The sequence below is a fragment of the Aliivibrio sp. A6 genome (genome assembly GCF_028765505.1).
GTDB classification, from domain to species: Bacteria; Pseudomonadota; Gammaproteobacteria; order Enterobacterales; family Vibrionaceae; genus Aliivibrio; species Aliivibrio finisterrensis_A.
This window is the reverse complement of record NZ_JARACR010000009.1, coordinates 95711-111381: the sequence shown is the minus strand read 5'-3', so window position 1 is coordinate 111381 and position 15671 is coordinate 95711. Positions and strand designations below refer to the sequence as shown.

The following is a 15671-nucleotide window of genomic DNA, read 5'->3' as shown; positions in this document are numbered from 1 at the left end:
ATATACCGATGAATTTAACTCTCTATTTGTTAATACCATCAAATTCGATCTGATATTATTTACCATCAATCTATACGTATTTAGCACTATAACAACTAATGTGTAATTACCTTTTTATTAAGGTGCTTCGTATTGTCTCAAATATAACTGAATCAACAATCGTTATATTCGTGTGATGAGTTTAGATCGCCACTTAATTTCTAATGCAGTTCGTAAATGCATTCTCTCATTTACCTGCACTACTTCTTTTATATTGGAAACAAGTTGTGAATACATTATTTAAATTAATAAATGGAAATAAAAATCTATTCATTTATTTTCTATTTCCATTAATCATTTCTGTTTTTACTACGTTCAGTCTTTCAACATTCGCTTCTGAACCTCAAGTTAAAAAACCAGATATTTTAAAAGTTGCCCTTGGTAGTGAACCCGCTTCCGGCTTTGACCCGATCCTTGGTTGGGGTAAATACGGCAATCCGTTATTCCAATCTACCCTATTAAAAAGAGATAAAGAATTAAATTTTGTTGGCGACTTAGCGACAAAATGGCGCTTAACCAATAATAAACTGACCTGGATTGTCACTTTAAGAAATGACGTTCAATTCAGTGATGGTACTCCACTGACAGCAGAAGATGTCGCTTTCACTTACAATCAAATTTTGCAGCAAAGCAGCACCCATGATCTCAGTGCATTAAAAATGGCAGAGCCTTTAACTCCTTATTCGGTAGCCTTCCATTTGACTCAATGTGACATTACATTTCTAGACCGATTCTCCTCTATTGGAATCGTTCCAAAACACGTTTATCAACAGCAAGATAATAGTTTTCGTTATGGCTCATCCCCGGTAGGCTCTGGTCCTTATGTCCTAACCAAGTGGGTAAAAAACCAGTACGTTAGTATGAAATTGAATCCATATTATTATGGGAAAACACCTCATTTCTCACAGTTAATCGCTGTTTTTGGAAGTGAAGAGTCTCGTTTTATTCAACTAAAAACACACCAATTAGATTTAAGTGTTGTACCTCAACGCTATGCAAATCAAACACTCAAAGGCTATAAGCTATGGTCAGTACCGACACTAGATAATCGTGGTATTGTCTGGCCAATGCACTACAACAAAAATGCTGAAATGACTTACATCACAGCCGACCCTGCCATAAGGGAAGTATTTGATTACTTAATTGATAAGCAATTAATTGTAGATAAATTATTAGATGGTTATGCAACACCTGCGTATTCCATCGCAGATAATATGCCTTGGGGTTTGGATACCCAAGATATTACTTCTAAAAAAGTAAACCTAAGCCATGCTAACGCTTTGCTTGCACAAGCGGGTTGGAGTGACAGTAATAATAATGGGACGCTAGATAAACAAGGTCATGAAGCTTCTTTTTCTCTGCTCTATAAAGCAGGAGATAGTGTCAGAGAACAGTTGGCATTAGCAATCAGTTCAATGGCGGCTAAAGTCGGTATTAACATTAATGTTAAAGGTCTCGAATGGAATGATATTGCCCTCCAAATGACGACAACTCCCGTCCTTATGGGCTTTGGTAGTCACTCTGCAAGTGAAGTAACTTATGTTTATCACTCTCGTTATGCGCATACTGATTTCTATAACTCCGGCGGTTATCGAAATCCACAGGTCGACTCAGCGATTGATAAAGCCCTTAAAGCACCATCATGGGATGCATCATTGCCTTTTTGGCAACAAGCACAACAGCAGATACAACAAGATCGCCCATGGACTTGGTTAGTTAATATCCAGCACCTTTATATGGCTAAAAATTGCTTAGATTTAGGAAAACCAATTACTGAACCACATGATCATGGCTGGCCGCTAACCGCAAATATCGAAGAGTGGCGTTGGACGTGTCAATAAACACCCAACATTCAAGTCGTGTGTGCGTAAGTTTAACTCGCCTTGTGATTCAACTGTGTTTGGCTCTTGTAATGATAACGCTACTCTTGGCCTTATCACCGATTGATCCCATCAGTGCGTATTTTGATGGTAACGCGCTCGCTGTGTTTGGCGAGCGAAAAATACAGCTTATCGAACAACTAGGCCTAAACCAAACCGCCTTGGAGCGCATGATAGATTTTACAACGTCATTACTGTCAGGTGATCTTGGTTACTCTTATCACTATCAAGAGCCAGTCAGTGAGATCATTTGGCAACGCAGTCGTTATTCCATCATGCTAATGGCTAGCGCGAGTGCTTTATCACTTATCCTTGGCTATACCATGGGGCTGTTACTTGGTTTATTTCCGACAAAGAAATGGAGTAACGTTTTTACTCACATTACATTAATGATGAATGCCATCCCTAGTTTTTGGGTTGGTTTAATCCTAATCAGTGTTTTTGCTATAAAATTAGTTTGGTTTCCTATCGGCGGTGTTTCTCCTTTAGGAATTGATCCTGAGAGTTTATCTTTATATGAAAAAGCACCTTACTTCGTATTACCATTAGTGACCTTATGCTTTAGCTTAATGGCACCCATTATTTTACATACGAGAGAAAAGGTCATTGAAGTGAGTCATAGCCAGCATGTGCAATATGCTCGCCTTCATGGTCAATCTATTTTCTCTATTGTTCGGTACCATTTATTAAGAAACACCCTGGTCCCAGCTTTAGTCATTCAATTAGCAGGGTTCTCTGAATTATTAAGTGGATCAGTCATTGTTGAAACCGTCTTTAATTTTCCAGGCATAGGGCAAACCTTAGTAAAAGCAGGCCTTAGTGGAGATACGCCACTGCTGCTGGGGATCACTTTTTGTTGTGCCATCTTTGTTTTTATCGGTAATGCCCTAGCCTCGCTACTCAGTAAGCGGCTCTCTTTGTCCGCCTCATTTTAACCTTAAAGAATATTTATTATGTTAAAGAAGCATCTTCCTTTAACCTTATTTTGTCTTTTATTACTGATTTCCCTCTCTTGGCAAAATAATGGCGAGAACATTGATTTATTCAATAAAAACCTTATGCCAAACGCCCATTATTGGTTTGGAACCGACTGGTTAGGCAGAGATGTCTTTAGCCGAACTCTCAAAGCGCTTTTATTCAGCCTTGCTATGGGAGGGCTAGCCTCTCTCTTCTGCTCATTGCTTTCGATGTGTTTGGCTTTGATTGGAAATATCAATGCAACTTGTAGCTACCTAATTAATACTCTAATTGATGTATGGAGTGCTTTACCACACATCTTAGTCATGATTGTACTGTCCATTTTAGTTGGTGGTGGTTTTGAAGGGTTAGTGGTTGCTATTACCTTTAGTCATTGGCCTAAATTGACGCGCTTGCTTAAAGTTGAAATTGAACAGTTACGCCAAAAGCCTTATGTATTGCATTCACTGGCTTTTGGGCACTCTAAATTGCACAGCTATGTAACGCATTTAACGCCTCACCTTTTGCCACAAATGCTAACCGGAATGTTAATCTTATACCCTCAAGCATTAGTTCATGGTGCCGGATTGACGTTTTTAGGCTTTGGTATTGAACCGTCCACGCCCTCCATGGGGGGAATGCTCTCTGAAGCAAGTAAATACTTACTTAGTGGCCAATGGTGGCTGGCTTTATTCCCGGGGATAATGTTAATCATTAGCTCATTACTGCTGATGCAAATTGGCGCTAATACAAGAAAATAAGGAGCTGGCAATGATTCAAATTAGTGCACTACATATCAAACAAAAAGATCACCAAATCCCGCTGCTCAGCAACCTTTCTTTATCTATTGATAAAGGTGAAGTTTTAGCGATCATCGGAGCCAGTGGTTGTGGAAAAAGTGTATTAATTAACACCATTATGAACTCCCTCTCCTCTGATTTCAGCGTCACAGGAGAGATTAATATTGATCCAACAGTACAAATGGCTTTAGTTCCACAGTACATTGGTGCTTTAAATCCGACAGCAAAAATTGGTTCCCAACTAGCGCAATTTGACCCTACAAAAAAATGGTATCAACGCAAAAATACAACCGCTATTCATAAGGCTCTCACTTTTGCTCAATTACCTCAATCTGTCGCTAGTTTGTACCCTTATCAATTATCAGGAGGTATGGCGAAACGTGTGCTCTCTGCGCTGGCTTTCATTCAAAACCCAGACGTTATTATTGCTGATGAACCAAGCTGTGGTATTAATGATGAATATGTTGAACCTTTATTTCAGCACTATCAACACCTCGCTCATAATGAGAAAAAAGGTGTCATCATCATCAGTCATGACTTAAAACACGTTATTGATATTGCCGATCGAATTCTTGTATTAAATAATAATGATGATGGAAACCAACTGTCATCCATAGAGTACACGAGCCCAAAACACATTAAGGAAGGAAAAAGCCAACCATACAGCCAAGCGTTATGGAAAGCCTTACCTAGCCACTGGGAATAATATGATTCAATTACTTAACACCTGTATTCACTACAAAAATAAACCACTTTCGCTGCCCAATATCAACCTAGAACAGGGAGAGATTCTTGGACTCTCAGGGATCAGTGGCAGCGGTAAATCAACCGTCGCCATGCTATTGGCTGGTTTTATGACTCCTAACTCAGGGAGTGTAACGATACCTGAATACAACAAAAATACACCTAATCCAGTTCAATGGATTGGCCAACATCCAGAACGCTCATTCAATCCTAAGTGGACATTATTACGATCTTTAAAAGAGAGCTTTCGTGATAATCCTTTTGATGAATACTTAGAGCGCTTTAGTATTGATAAAGAGTGGTTGTCTCGTTATCCAGCAGAGCTATCTGGCGGACAGCTACAACGTTTAGCTTTATGTCGCGCATTATTGCCCACAACTCAATACTTACTGTGTGATGAGATCACAGCTCAACTCGATCCCATTACTCAAAAAACAATTTGGGAACAACTACTGCAACTGTGTCAGGAAAAAAACATGGGACTATTAATTATTTCTCATGAAAAAGCCTTACTTAACTCTATTTGTCATAAAATAATTACTATTAATTAAGAAGTTTTATTCAAAGATATCGACCTGTTTTTAGAATAAATTTTCTACTTATATTTAACAAATTTAAAACCCTAAAAAAGTTCTATTTTTCATTATATTTCTGTTGCCAAGTCTAAAATATAGGATTAATATCCAGATCATAAAGCGTTCAAAAATCTTCTCTAAAGTTAATCTATTTTTCATATTCATGTTCACTCAAATTAGATTACCTTTACTGTAAATATGAGTACTTAACTCAACACTGCCGTAATTTAGGCAATTACAATTTATTTAGAATACTTATCTCTCTAGTTTTAAACTGGAGATGTTTGCTATTTATTTTCATTACTTCTTTTGAGGAAAATATGCCATAGCGGCAGGGTTAAATATGCCTGAAATAAATACATCCCCCTCTGGTTGGTTAGCAGACATATCCCTTTTCTATGAAAAAAGAGGCTCAAATACCAAACTAGTTCGTCGTGAACAAGTTGGTCCATTAATGGTGCAGCGTCCTTTTTATCCAGAAATTGGGGTTTCTCATACCTATTTACTTCACCCACCCGGTGGCGTAGTCGGTGGTGATCAACTCAATATTAATATTCATGTTGCACCAGAGGCTCACTCATTAATAACAACACCAGGGGCCACTAAGTTTTATCGTAGCTCTGGCGCAACATCAAGCCAAACACAGCGCTTAAATGTCGAAGAAAAAGGCTTCTTAGAGTGGTTACCTCAAGAAAACATTTTTTTCCCAGATAGCCAAGCACACTTAAATACTCAAGTTGCTCTACATAAAAATTCGCATTTTATTGGTTGGGAAATGAACTGCTTTGGCCGTCCTGTACTCAATGAAATTTTTGAAAAAGGCATGGTGACAGGGCGAACCAATATTCACATTGATGGCAAATTACTGCTTTCAGAGTCCATGTATATCGACGCCATTAATGAAATTAAGCACGCAGCAGGAATGCGAGATTACCCAATGCTTGGAAATCTGTATATCTACCCTGCATCTGAAACACTAGAAGATAAATTAAGAACACTGATTAATGAACATTTCCATGAACAAACTGGGTTATTTGGCAATAGCGATCCTATTTGTGGAATTACTGAAATTGATGGCTTATTGGTTATCCGTTATTTAGGTCACCAAACAGAGCCAATGATGGCGTGTTTCAGCACTCTATGGCAACACACTCGCCAACATTGGTTAGGCTCCTTACCCGAAGTCCCACGCATCTGGGCTACATAATTAGTTGGAATAGCAATGGAATTAACACCAAGAGAAAAAGACAAACTGCTGCTTGCTTCTGCGGGCATGATCGCTGAAAGACGTAAGGCGCGTGGACTAAAACTGAATTATCCAGAATCTATCGCCTTAATCTGTTTTGAAATTATGGAAGGCGCACGCGACGGACGCACAGTGGCTGATCTTATGAACTACGGTCGTACCATTTTAACCGCTGATGATGTAATGGAAGGCGTCCCTGAGATGATCCCAGATGTTCAGGTTGAATGTACTTTCCCTGACGGTACTAAACTCGTTTCAATTCACGATCCTATTGTTTAAGGAGCAAATGATGATCCCTGGCGAATTAAGAGTTAATAACGACCTAGGTCAAATAGAATTGAACGTGGGCCGCACAACACACACATTATCTGTCGCAAATTACGGCGACCGCCCTATTCAAGTTGGCTCTCATTACCATTTTTATGAAGTTAATGAAGCGCTTCATTTCGACCGTGAGCCAACAAAAGGCTTCCGTTTAAATATCCCTGCGGGCATGGCGATTCGTTTTGAACCCGGCCAACGTCGCACCATTGAACTGGTTGAATTTGCAGGTAAACGTGAAATCTACGGTTTCCAAGCCGCAATCATGGGTAATGTCGATAAGCACATCACTGCAACAATTCCTGACGATAAAGAGGTGAAGTAATGGCGCATATTTCTCGTACGGCTTATGCCAATATGTTTGGGCCGACAACAGGCGACCGCCTTCGTCTAGCAGACACTGAACTGTTTTTAGAAGTAGAAAAAGATTTTACAACCTACGGCGAAGAAGTGAAATTCGGCGGTGGTAAAGTGATCCGTGATGGCATGGGTCAAAGCCAAGTGGTTAATAGTGAATGCGTTGATGTGGTTATTACCAACGCATTAATTCTCGATCACTGGGGTATTGTTAAAGCCGATATCGGTATTAAAGATGGTCGTATCTTTGGTATTGGTAAAGCGGGCAATCCTGATGTTCAACCGAATGTCGATATCGTTGTTGGTCCAGCAACCGAAGTGGTCGCAGGTGAAGGCAAAATCATTACCGCTGGTGGCGTTGATACGCATATTCACTTTATCTGCCCTCAACAAGCGGAAGAAGGCTTAACCTCTGGTGTCACTACCTTTATTGGCGGTGGTACAGGCCCAGTAGCTGGTACCAATGCAACCACGGTAACGCCAGGTATTTGGAATATACACCGCATGTTAGAAGCGGTTGATGATTTACCCATTAACGTTGGTCTATTTGGTAAAGGCTGTGTAAGTAAGCCTGAAGCACTGCGTGAACAAATTGAAGCCGGTGCAATGGGGTTAAAAATCCATGAAGACTGGGGCGCAACCCCTGCTGCTATTCATAACTGCTTAAACGTAGCTGATGAAATGGACATTCAAATTGCCATTCACTCAGACACCTTAAATGAAGGTGGTTTTTACGAAGAAACCGTTAAAGCCATTGGTGATCGTGTTATTCACGTATTCCACACCGAAGGCGCTGGCGGTGGTCACGCTCCAGATGTGATTAAGTCAGTGGGCGAACCTAATATTTTACCGGCATCAACCAACCCAACCATGCCATATACCATCAATACCGTTGATGAACATTTGGATATGTTGATGGTCTGCCACCACTTAGATCCATCTATTCCAGAAGATGTGGCTTTTGCGGAATCTCGTATTCGTCGTGAAACCATTGCTGCTGAAGATATTCTTCATGATATGGGCGCAATCTCGGTGATGTCATCGGACTCACAAGCCATGGGCCGTGTTGGTGAAGTGATTATTCGTACTTGGCAGTGTGCGAATAAAATGAAACTTCAACGTGGTATTTTAGAAGGTGATAACGAGCATAACGATAACGAACGAATTAAACGCTACGTGGCTAAATACACCATCAACCCAGCGATTGCTCATGGTATTTCACATGAAGTTGGCTCTGTTGAAAAAGGCAAGCTGGCTGATTTAGTGTTATGGAACCCAGCGTTTTTTGGTGTAAAACCGGCGCTTGTTATGAAAAGTGGTTTAGTCGCTTACGCCCCTATGGGTGACATCAATGCCGCAATTCCAACACCACAGCCAGTACATTATCGTCCAATGTTCGCCTGTTACGGCAAAGCGAAATTCAAGTCTTCAATGATCTTCCTATCTCAAGCAAGTATCGAAGCGGGAGTGCCTGAGAAGTTGAATCTACAAAGCCAAATTGGTGAAGTCAAAGGGTGTCGTAACATCTCGAAAAAATCGATGATTCATAACAGTTATACACCAAATATTGAATTAGACAGCCAAACCTATGAAGTAAAAGCCGATGGCGTTCCTCTTGTATGCGAACCAGCAACAGAGTTACCAATGGCACAACGTTATTTCTTATTCTAACCCCCTGCCTCGCTGGTTTTCTACCTATTTACCGGCGGGGCACTTTTTAGAGTGAACAACCATGATTAAATTTACTCACCTTGTACATCACCATCATGATGAGCATCATCACGGTGAAGAACATACGCACAACACCGCTGAACTAACCATTTGTTTAACGATGCAAGAGCGCACCAAAAGTCGCCTAAAAGTGACCTTAAGTGATGGCTCTGAAGCGGGTCTATTTTTACCTCGTGGCACCGTATTAAAAGAGCACGATATCGTTGAAAGTGACGACGGTATCCAAGCGATGATCACCGCTGCTGAAGAAACCGTATCAACGGTTTACAGCGACGACTTATTGCTACTTGCAAAAGCGTGTTATCACTTAGGTAACCGTCATGTTCCTCTACAAGTTGAAGCTGGTTGGTGCCGCTACCTGCACGATCACGTACTAGATGACATGGTGCAACGCTTAGGGCTAAACGTAAAAGTTGAGCAAGCGAAATACCAACCAGAGCCAGGTGCTTACGGTGGCTCAAGTGCAGGCTCACACGATGGTCATCACCACTAAGGGCGGCCATTGTGTTAGAGGATTTACGGCTCTACCAATTAATTAGCCCATCGTTACCCGTTGGCTCATTCACCTATTCGCAAGGATTAGAATGGGCGATTGAAAAAGGTTGGGTGACCAATGTGACTGAGCTAAAACATTGGTTGAATAATCAATTGATGGACAGCTTAGCGACGTTAGAGCTGCCTGTTTTAGCTAAATTAACTCAATTACTGCAGCAAGAAGAGTGGCAACACGCTCAAGATTGGTGTGATTTTATTATTGCCAATCGAGAAACCAAAGAGTTACGACTTGAAGAAAGACAAAGAGGACTCGCCTTCTCTATGTTATTGCCAAAATTAGGGATCGAATTAAATCAAACCACCCTACCAATGGTAAAACAAACTCAAGTTGCCGCTTTTGCGTTAGCCGCTAACCATTGGAACTTAACACCAACTAAACTCGCCGCAGCGTATGCGTGGGGATGGTTAGAAAATGCCGTGATCGTTGGTATTAAGTTGGTTCCATTAGGGCAAAGTGCCGGACAACAGTTGTTATTAGAAATGGCAGAGGTTATCCCACAAGCAGTAGAAAAATCACAGCACTGGCCTGAACACCTGATTGGAAGCTTCACTCCAGCGCAAGTATTGGCAAGTTCTCGACACGAGAGCCAATACACTCGACTATTTAGATCGTGAGAAAATAAAATGCAAGATTACAAACAACCTTTACGTATTGGTGTTGGCGGCCCTGTTGGCTCAGGCAAAACAGCACTATTAGAAGTACTGTGTAAGACACTGCGCGATACATACCAAATCGCTGTAGTAACCAACGATATCTACACGCAAGAAGACGCTAAGATCCTAACTCAAGCAGAAGCATTAGATGCGGACCGTATCATTGGTGTAGAAACCGGTGGCTGTCCTCACACTGCCATTCGTGAAGATGCATCAATGAACTTAGCGGCCGTTGAAGAGTTAGCACAACGCCATAAAAACCTTGATGTGGTATTTGTAGAAAGTGGTGGCGATAACCTAAGTGCAACTTTCAGTCCTGAATTAGCAGACTTAACCATCTATGTGATTGACGTTGCTGAAGGTGAGAAAATCCCTCGTAAAGGTGGTCCTGGTATCACAAAGTCTGATCTATTAATCATCAACAAAATCGACTTAGCACCGTATGTTGGTGCGTCTCTTGAAGTGATGGAATCAGACACGGCACGTATGCGTCCAACGCGTCCCTACGTGTTTGCTAACCTGAAAAAAGGCGTTGGTTTAGATAAAATCATCGAATTCATCATTGATCGCGGCATGTTAGACGCAAAATAATAACGCTAAGCGAATTGCGATAAACGAACATCAATAGAATCCTTCCTAGATAAGTTAAAGCCTCATAACAAGTTATGCCATAACAGGCTTGTTTTGAGGCTTTGTTTTATCTAATACCAATCGTAGTAAATAACTGATCATCCTAACTGGTTAAAATGCTCGATAACTACGTTGAAATTTTTGATTGTAGAATAACTACTTATCAAAAAATTTCGTCTTGTTCTCAAGCATTTTTCCTGCGCTATTTCTGAGCACTTACTTACTGTGATTGGTATAAATCAATGTATTAGCAATTTAAAACATTTGATGATTGGTAATAAAAATTGCTCAGTGTAAACTTCATCATAATTATCATTTTAAAATGGAAAGTCTAATGAAAGTATATGATTGTTGTGACATGGTACGTGAGCTGTATTCTTTAATTGGCAGTGGTGATCAAGGCTATATTCCTCAAGCCATTACGTGTGCTGTTAAGTCATTAAACGACATCGCTGCAGATGAGTCTCTACCAAAAGCTACTCGTGAAAAAGCCGCATTTGCCGCTGCAAATTTATTAATTTCTGATTTTGAGGATGAGTAATGACACCTGAAAAAATGGCTTCAATGGATCCTGTTATGCTAATGAGCATAGTTAATATGAAGATCCGTGATGAATTTGGTGATCTAAATAGCTACGTTAAATTCTATGAATTAGATAAAGACGTTCTCATTAAAAAGCTAGCTGACGCCGGGTTTGACTACCTAGAAGAAGCAAAACAATTTAGATAATACCTATGCATTAATGCCATTGATATAACATCTAATGCTAACAGGCATTATCTTACAATACGTTTTCTTAGCGTAATAAAGGAGAAGAGCTAACCATGCCTTCTCCTTTTTATTTCCTGTGAAAAAATAAATGACTAAATATTTATATCTATGAGTATAAAATCTCACTTAATCACACATCATATTCCCTTTCAAACACACAAAACCATTTATTTTTATCTGTATCCTTTATTTAAAACAATCAAACATGGCTAAATAACGAACAATATTTTTTTGATATTAGTTCCATTATTGACACTCGCGTTGACTGGAAAAATACAGCGTAAATAAAATGATAATAAGAAATGTCGTATTTGTTTATTTCGAATAAATATTAAACACAATAAGAAAGCATTAAAATCAAACCCAGTCAAATCACACGATCAAAAAATGAGATCTTAATTCAGGTGATAAACCGTCTGAAAATTAATATAAAAGCTCTAAAATAATTTTTCAATTTCCCTCTTTATCATACTTATTCATTTTAAAAACCTTAACAAACAACGACAAAAACCAATAAAATCAACAATATACACAAACAATTCAGTTTTATATCATGCAGGAAAGCACAGTAATAATGCATGTTTTTTTTCGATTATTACCTAGTTACATTTTGTTACACTTATAGTGTCACTAATTTGAGAATTCACTGGTAAATTTCACTCCATCAGCAAGGAGCCAGAAAAAAAGACGTTACGTTTAATTAACATTGCTTCTGGTCTTAATTCTTTAAAGTGAATAAAAAAAACATGACATTACTAACAAAAAAAATAAAACTTAATGCAATCGCTTTAGCCCTATTTGGTGCAGGCTTCTCTGTTCAAGCTCAAGCAAACGACGACATGGTTAACCCAGAAGGTGGTGTGGTTGTTGGTTACTGGCACAACTGGTGTGATGGTCGTGGTTATCAAGCAGGTAATGCTCCATGTATGACACTTGAAGAAACAAACCCTATGTACAACGTGGTTGATGTGTCTTTCATGAAAGTATATGACACAGCTGAAGGCCGCATTCCAACTTTCCGTCTTGACCCAGCAGTAGGTCTGACTGAAGCAGAATTCATCGACCAAATTAAAGAACTAAACGCACAAGGTCGTTCAGTATTGATCGCTCTTGGTGGTGCCGATGCACACATCGAATTAAAGCGTGGTGATGAAGTTGCTTTTGCTGAAGAAGTAATCCGCTTAGTAGAAGTATACGGTTTTGATGGTCTAGATATCGATTTAGAGCAAGCAGCCGTGACTGCAGCAGATAACCAATGGGTAATCCCTGAAGCACTGAAAATTGTTAAAGATCACTACCGTGCACAAGGTAAAAACTTCTTAATAACAATGGCTCCTGAGTTCCCATACCTGAAAAGTGGTGACAAATACGTTCCATACCTTGAGCGCCTAGAAGGTTACTACGACTGGATCAACCCACAATTCTACAACCAAGGTGGTGACGGTATTTGGGTTGACGAAGAAAACGCATGGATCACTCAAAACAACGATGCAATGAAAGAGAAGTTCATTTACTACATCTCTGATTCATTAATCAACGGTACTCGTGGCTTCCACAAGATCCCACACGACAAATTAGTTTTTGGTATTCCAACAAACAATGACGCAGCAGCATCAGGTTTCGTAAAAGAGCCTCAAGCACTATACAATGCGTTTGATGCACTGAAGAAACAAGGTCAACCACTACGTGGTGTAATGACATGGTCAATCAACTGGGATATCGGTACAAACTCAGCGGGTACACCATACAACAGCAGCTTTATTAATGCTTACGGCCCGTACATTCACAGCCAAACAACACCGCCACCAGTTGCTGGTAAGCCTGTGTTCACTGGTCTAACTGATGTTCGTGTTCAACACGGTACGGTATTTAACCCACTAGCTGGCGTTAAAGCAATGGATAAAGAAGACGGTGATGTTTCTGCATCTATCCTTGTTGAAGGTTCAGTAAACACTCACGTTCTTGGTGATAACGTTCTTACTTACAGCGTGATTGACTCTGACGGTAACGAAACAAAGCAAGCTCGTAATGTAGAAGTGTACAGCGCATTACCAGAGTTTTCTGGTGTAGCAAACACAACCGTAAAAATTGGCACTGAGTTCAACGCTCTAGCTGGCGTTAAAGCAACAGATGCTGAAGATGGTGATCTAACCTCTACTATTAGCCTTGAAGGTTCTGTTGACACAACGACTGCTGGTAAATACACGTTAACGTACACAGTAAAAGACAGCGCTGAGCAAACAGTAACTGCAACACGTACAGTGACAGTAAATGATGGTTCACAAGTTTGTGTTAACCCTTGGAAAGCAGACCAAGTATACCTAGCTGATGAGACAACGACTCACAACGGTAAAACATGGCAAGCGGGTTGGTGGACTCAAGGTGATGAGCCAGGAACCACTGGTGAATGGGGTGTATGGAAACAAATTGGTGACAGCGATTGTGGTGGCGAAACACCAGATCCAGAAGTAGAATTAACGGCTAAAATTACAGATCTTAAAAACGAATACTCTGTAACAGATGCAACTGCTATCGTTTCATTTACAGTAGCAACAAACGAAATGGCATCTATCAAAATTGATGTAATCGACCGTTTTGGTTACTCAGTAGCTGATTACTCAACATCTGTGAATGGCTCACAATCTGTATCATTGAAGTTAAGCAATGTTGAAGAAGGTTATTACTCGATGCGTCTACTTGCATCAAACGATGGTGATTCTATTGATGCTCGTTACAGTTTTAACCTTATTGCGGAAGATACATCTACGCCAACACCACCACCAAGTGATGTTCCTGCGTACGAAGCGGGTGTAAATTATTCTGCGGGCGATAAAGTATTAGCAACAGACGGTGATGTTTACCAATGTAAGCCTTGGCCTTACACTGCATGGTGTTCAAGCTCTGCTTACGCACCAGCAGAAAGCCAATTCTGGGCTGATGCTTGGGATAAACTATAATTGTTTATCATTGGATGAATAATCCACAATAATAAAAATAAGAAGCCAGCATTAATATGCTGGCTTTTTTATACCTGATAGAAAAGCTATCACATCATTAATTTAAAACGATGCCCATAAAACAGTGATAACTAAAATAGGACACACAAATTTCACATATAAAGGCCAAATTTTACCAAAGAAACCTTGTTGAAATTCAGGATACCCTTGCTCAAGTTCTTTAATTTTAGAATGACGACTCCATACCCAGCCACCAAATACACAGAACAATAGCGCTGCAACAGGTTGTAGATATTGAGTTGCAACCATCGCGACCAGACCAAATAACTCACCAAAATTAAAGACAATCACGACACTGAAAGCAGCAATCAATAAACCTAACACCCAACTTGTTGGCGTTCTTTTTGTTTCAAATCGCTCGCTAACTAATGATACTGAACACTCAAGCATAGATATTGATGACGTTAATGCAGCAATCGTTAACAATAAGAAAAATACAATCGCAAATAAATCACCAAACAAACCTAAGCTATCAAACATCATTGGTAATACAGTAAACACCAAAGTATCTGAACTTAATAGAGAACCATCTTCAGCGTAAATTTGAACGCCTTTTTGCATTGCAACAAACATCGCTGGCATAACAACAAGACCAGCAATAAAAGCAACGGCGGTATCTACTAACGTTACATTCATCGCCATCTTTGGTAGGTTCTCTTTTTTACTTAAATAAGAACCGTAAATCAACATTGAACAACCACCAATGGTTAGAGAGAAAAAGCCCTGCCCCATCGCAGCTAAGATCAATTTTTTGTCCATTACCTTTTCAAAATCAGGGATAAGGTAGTGCTTTAATCCTTCTACAGCACCCTGCTGCATCACGATATAAACAAATAATAGACCAAATAAAATGAATAATGCAGGCATTAAACGTGTCGACCACTTCTCAATACCGTCTTTAATTCCACCTTGTACGATTAGAATAGTTAATACATAAAAAATGATTGTACCAAGCAAATTACGTTCAATACTAAAGCCTTTAAACCACTCAGATACGTCATGTAAACCAATGACATTAGCCATCGCACCAAGTAGAAAACAGATTAACCATCCACCAACAATGCTATAAAACATTAATACCGCACTAGGAACACTTAATCCAATCCAACCGACAAACGCACCAAATTTCTTACCTAATGGATTAGAGGTAAGTGAACGCATACTATCAACTGGGTTTGCTTGACCATGACGACCAATTGCCATTTCGACAACCAACATAGGAAAAGCAACAACTAAAATCATAACTAAATAAACAAGTAAAAAGGCACCACCACCATTACTTGCGGCTTGTGTTGGGAAGCCCCAAATATTGCCAAGACCAACCGCAGCCCCTGCTGCTGCCAATATAAAACCTAATCGTGAACTAAAACTTTCTCTATTACTGCTCATTAAAC

At 39.8% G+C, this 15671-nt stretch carries 16 protein-coding genes; 15 read left to right on the top strand and 1 reads right to left on the bottom strand.

What is annotated here, in order from left to right:
• Positions 1-203 precede the first annotated feature (203 nt).
• From PVK70_RS07770 to PVK70_RS07700, 15 genes are all read left to right on the top strand, one after another.
• A complete protein-coding gene (locus PVK70_RS07770) occupies positions 204-1880 on the top strand; it encodes an ABC transporter substrate-binding protein (protein WP_130047225.1) in 1677 nt (558 codons plus the stop codon).
• 71 nt (positions 1881-1951) lie between these two features.
• The gene (locus tag PVK70_RS07765; RefSeq protein ID WP_242504744.1) at positions 1952-2854 is read left to right on the top strand and encodes an ABC transporter permease; all 903 of its coding nucleotides are present in this window, start codon (positions 1952-1954) and stop codon (positions 2852-2854) included.
• Positions 2855-2872: 18 nt separating this feature from the next.
• Positions 2873-3637, top strand: a complete 765-nt coding sequence (locus PVK70_RS07760) for an ABC transporter permease (protein ID WP_130047227.1) — start codon at positions 2873-2875, stop codon at positions 3635-3637.
• A gap of 10 nt (positions 3638-3647) precedes the next feature.
• Positions 3648-4382, top strand: a complete 735-nt coding sequence (locus PVK70_RS07755) for an ATP-binding cassette domain-containing protein (protein WP_130047228.1) — start codon at positions 3648-3650, stop codon at positions 4380-4382.
• Position 4383: 1 nt separating this feature from the next.
• Positions 4384-4971, top strand: coding sequence for an ATP-binding cassette domain-containing protein (locus PVK70_RS07750; protein WP_130047229.1), 588 nt, complete (start codon positions 4384-4386; stop codon positions 4969-4971).
• Positions 4972-5338: 367 nt separating this feature from the next.
• Positions 5339-6202: an urease accessory protein UreD gene (locus tag PVK70_RS07745; protein WP_130047230.1), complete on the top strand. Its 864-nt coding sequence runs from the start codon at positions 5339-5341 to the stop codon at positions 6200-6202.
• Between the two features lie 15 nt (positions 6203-6217).
• Entirely contained in the window at positions 6218-6520 is a 303-nt protein-coding gene (locus PVK70_RS07740) for an urease subunit gamma (RefSeq protein WP_130047231.1), read from the top strand.
• Positions 6521-6530: 10 nt separating this feature from the next.
• Entirely contained in the window at positions 6531-6887 is a 357-nt protein-coding gene (locus PVK70_RS07735) for an urease subunit beta (protein ID WP_130047298.1), read from the top strand.
• Complete coding sequence (gene ureC, locus PVK70_RS07730; protein WP_012533253.1) at positions 6887-8590, top strand: urease subunit alpha; 1704 nt, start codon at positions 6887-6889, stop codon at positions 8588-8590. Before PVK70_RS07735 ends, ureC begins: the two co-directional genes overlap by 1 nt.
• Before the next feature lie 61 nt (positions 8591-8651).
• The gene (gene ureE / locus PVK70_RS07725; RefSeq protein WP_017018617.1) at positions 8652-9143 is read left to right on the top strand and encodes an urease accessory protein UreE; all 492 of its coding nucleotides are present in this window, start codon (positions 8652-8654) and stop codon (positions 9141-9143) included.
• Between the two features lie 11 nt (positions 9144-9154).
• Complete coding sequence (locus tag PVK70_RS07720) at positions 9155-9820, top strand: urease accessory protein UreF (protein WP_130047232.1); 666 nt, start codon at positions 9155-9157, stop codon at positions 9818-9820.
• 9 nt (positions 9821-9829) lie between these two features.
• Positions 9830-10450, top strand: coding sequence for an urease accessory protein UreG (gene ureG / locus PVK70_RS07715; RefSeq protein ID WP_130047233.1), 621 nt, complete (start codon positions 9830-9832; stop codon positions 10448-10450).
• A gap of 373 nt (positions 10451-10823) precedes the next feature.
• Entirely contained in the window at positions 10824-11030 is a 207-nt protein-coding gene (locus tag PVK70_RS07710; RefSeq protein ID WP_130044681.1) for a YaeP family protein, read from the top strand.
• The gene (locus tag PVK70_RS07705) at positions 11030-11218 is read left to right on the top strand and encodes a DUF4250 domain-containing protein (protein ID WP_130047234.1); all 189 of its coding nucleotides are present in this window, start codon (positions 11030-11032) and stop codon (positions 11216-11218) included. Before PVK70_RS07710 ends, PVK70_RS07705 begins: the two co-directional genes overlap by 1 nt.
• Positions 11219-12006: 788 nt before the next feature.
• Positions 12007-14217, top strand: a complete 2211-nt coding sequence (locus tag PVK70_RS07700; RefSeq protein ID WP_130047235.1) for an immunoglobulin-like domain-containing protein — start codon at positions 12007-12009, stop codon at positions 14215-14217.
• Positions 14218-14319: 102 nt separating this feature from the next.
• On the opposite strand, the gene PVK70_RS07695 is transcribed toward PVK70_RS07700, so the two are convergent.
• On the bottom strand, positions 14320-15666 hold the full coding sequence (locus PVK70_RS07695; RefSeq protein ID WP_130047236.1) for a sodium-dependent transporter: 1347 nt from the start codon (positions 15664-15666) through the stop codon (positions 14320-14322).
• Positions 15667-15671: the final 5 nt, after the last annotated feature.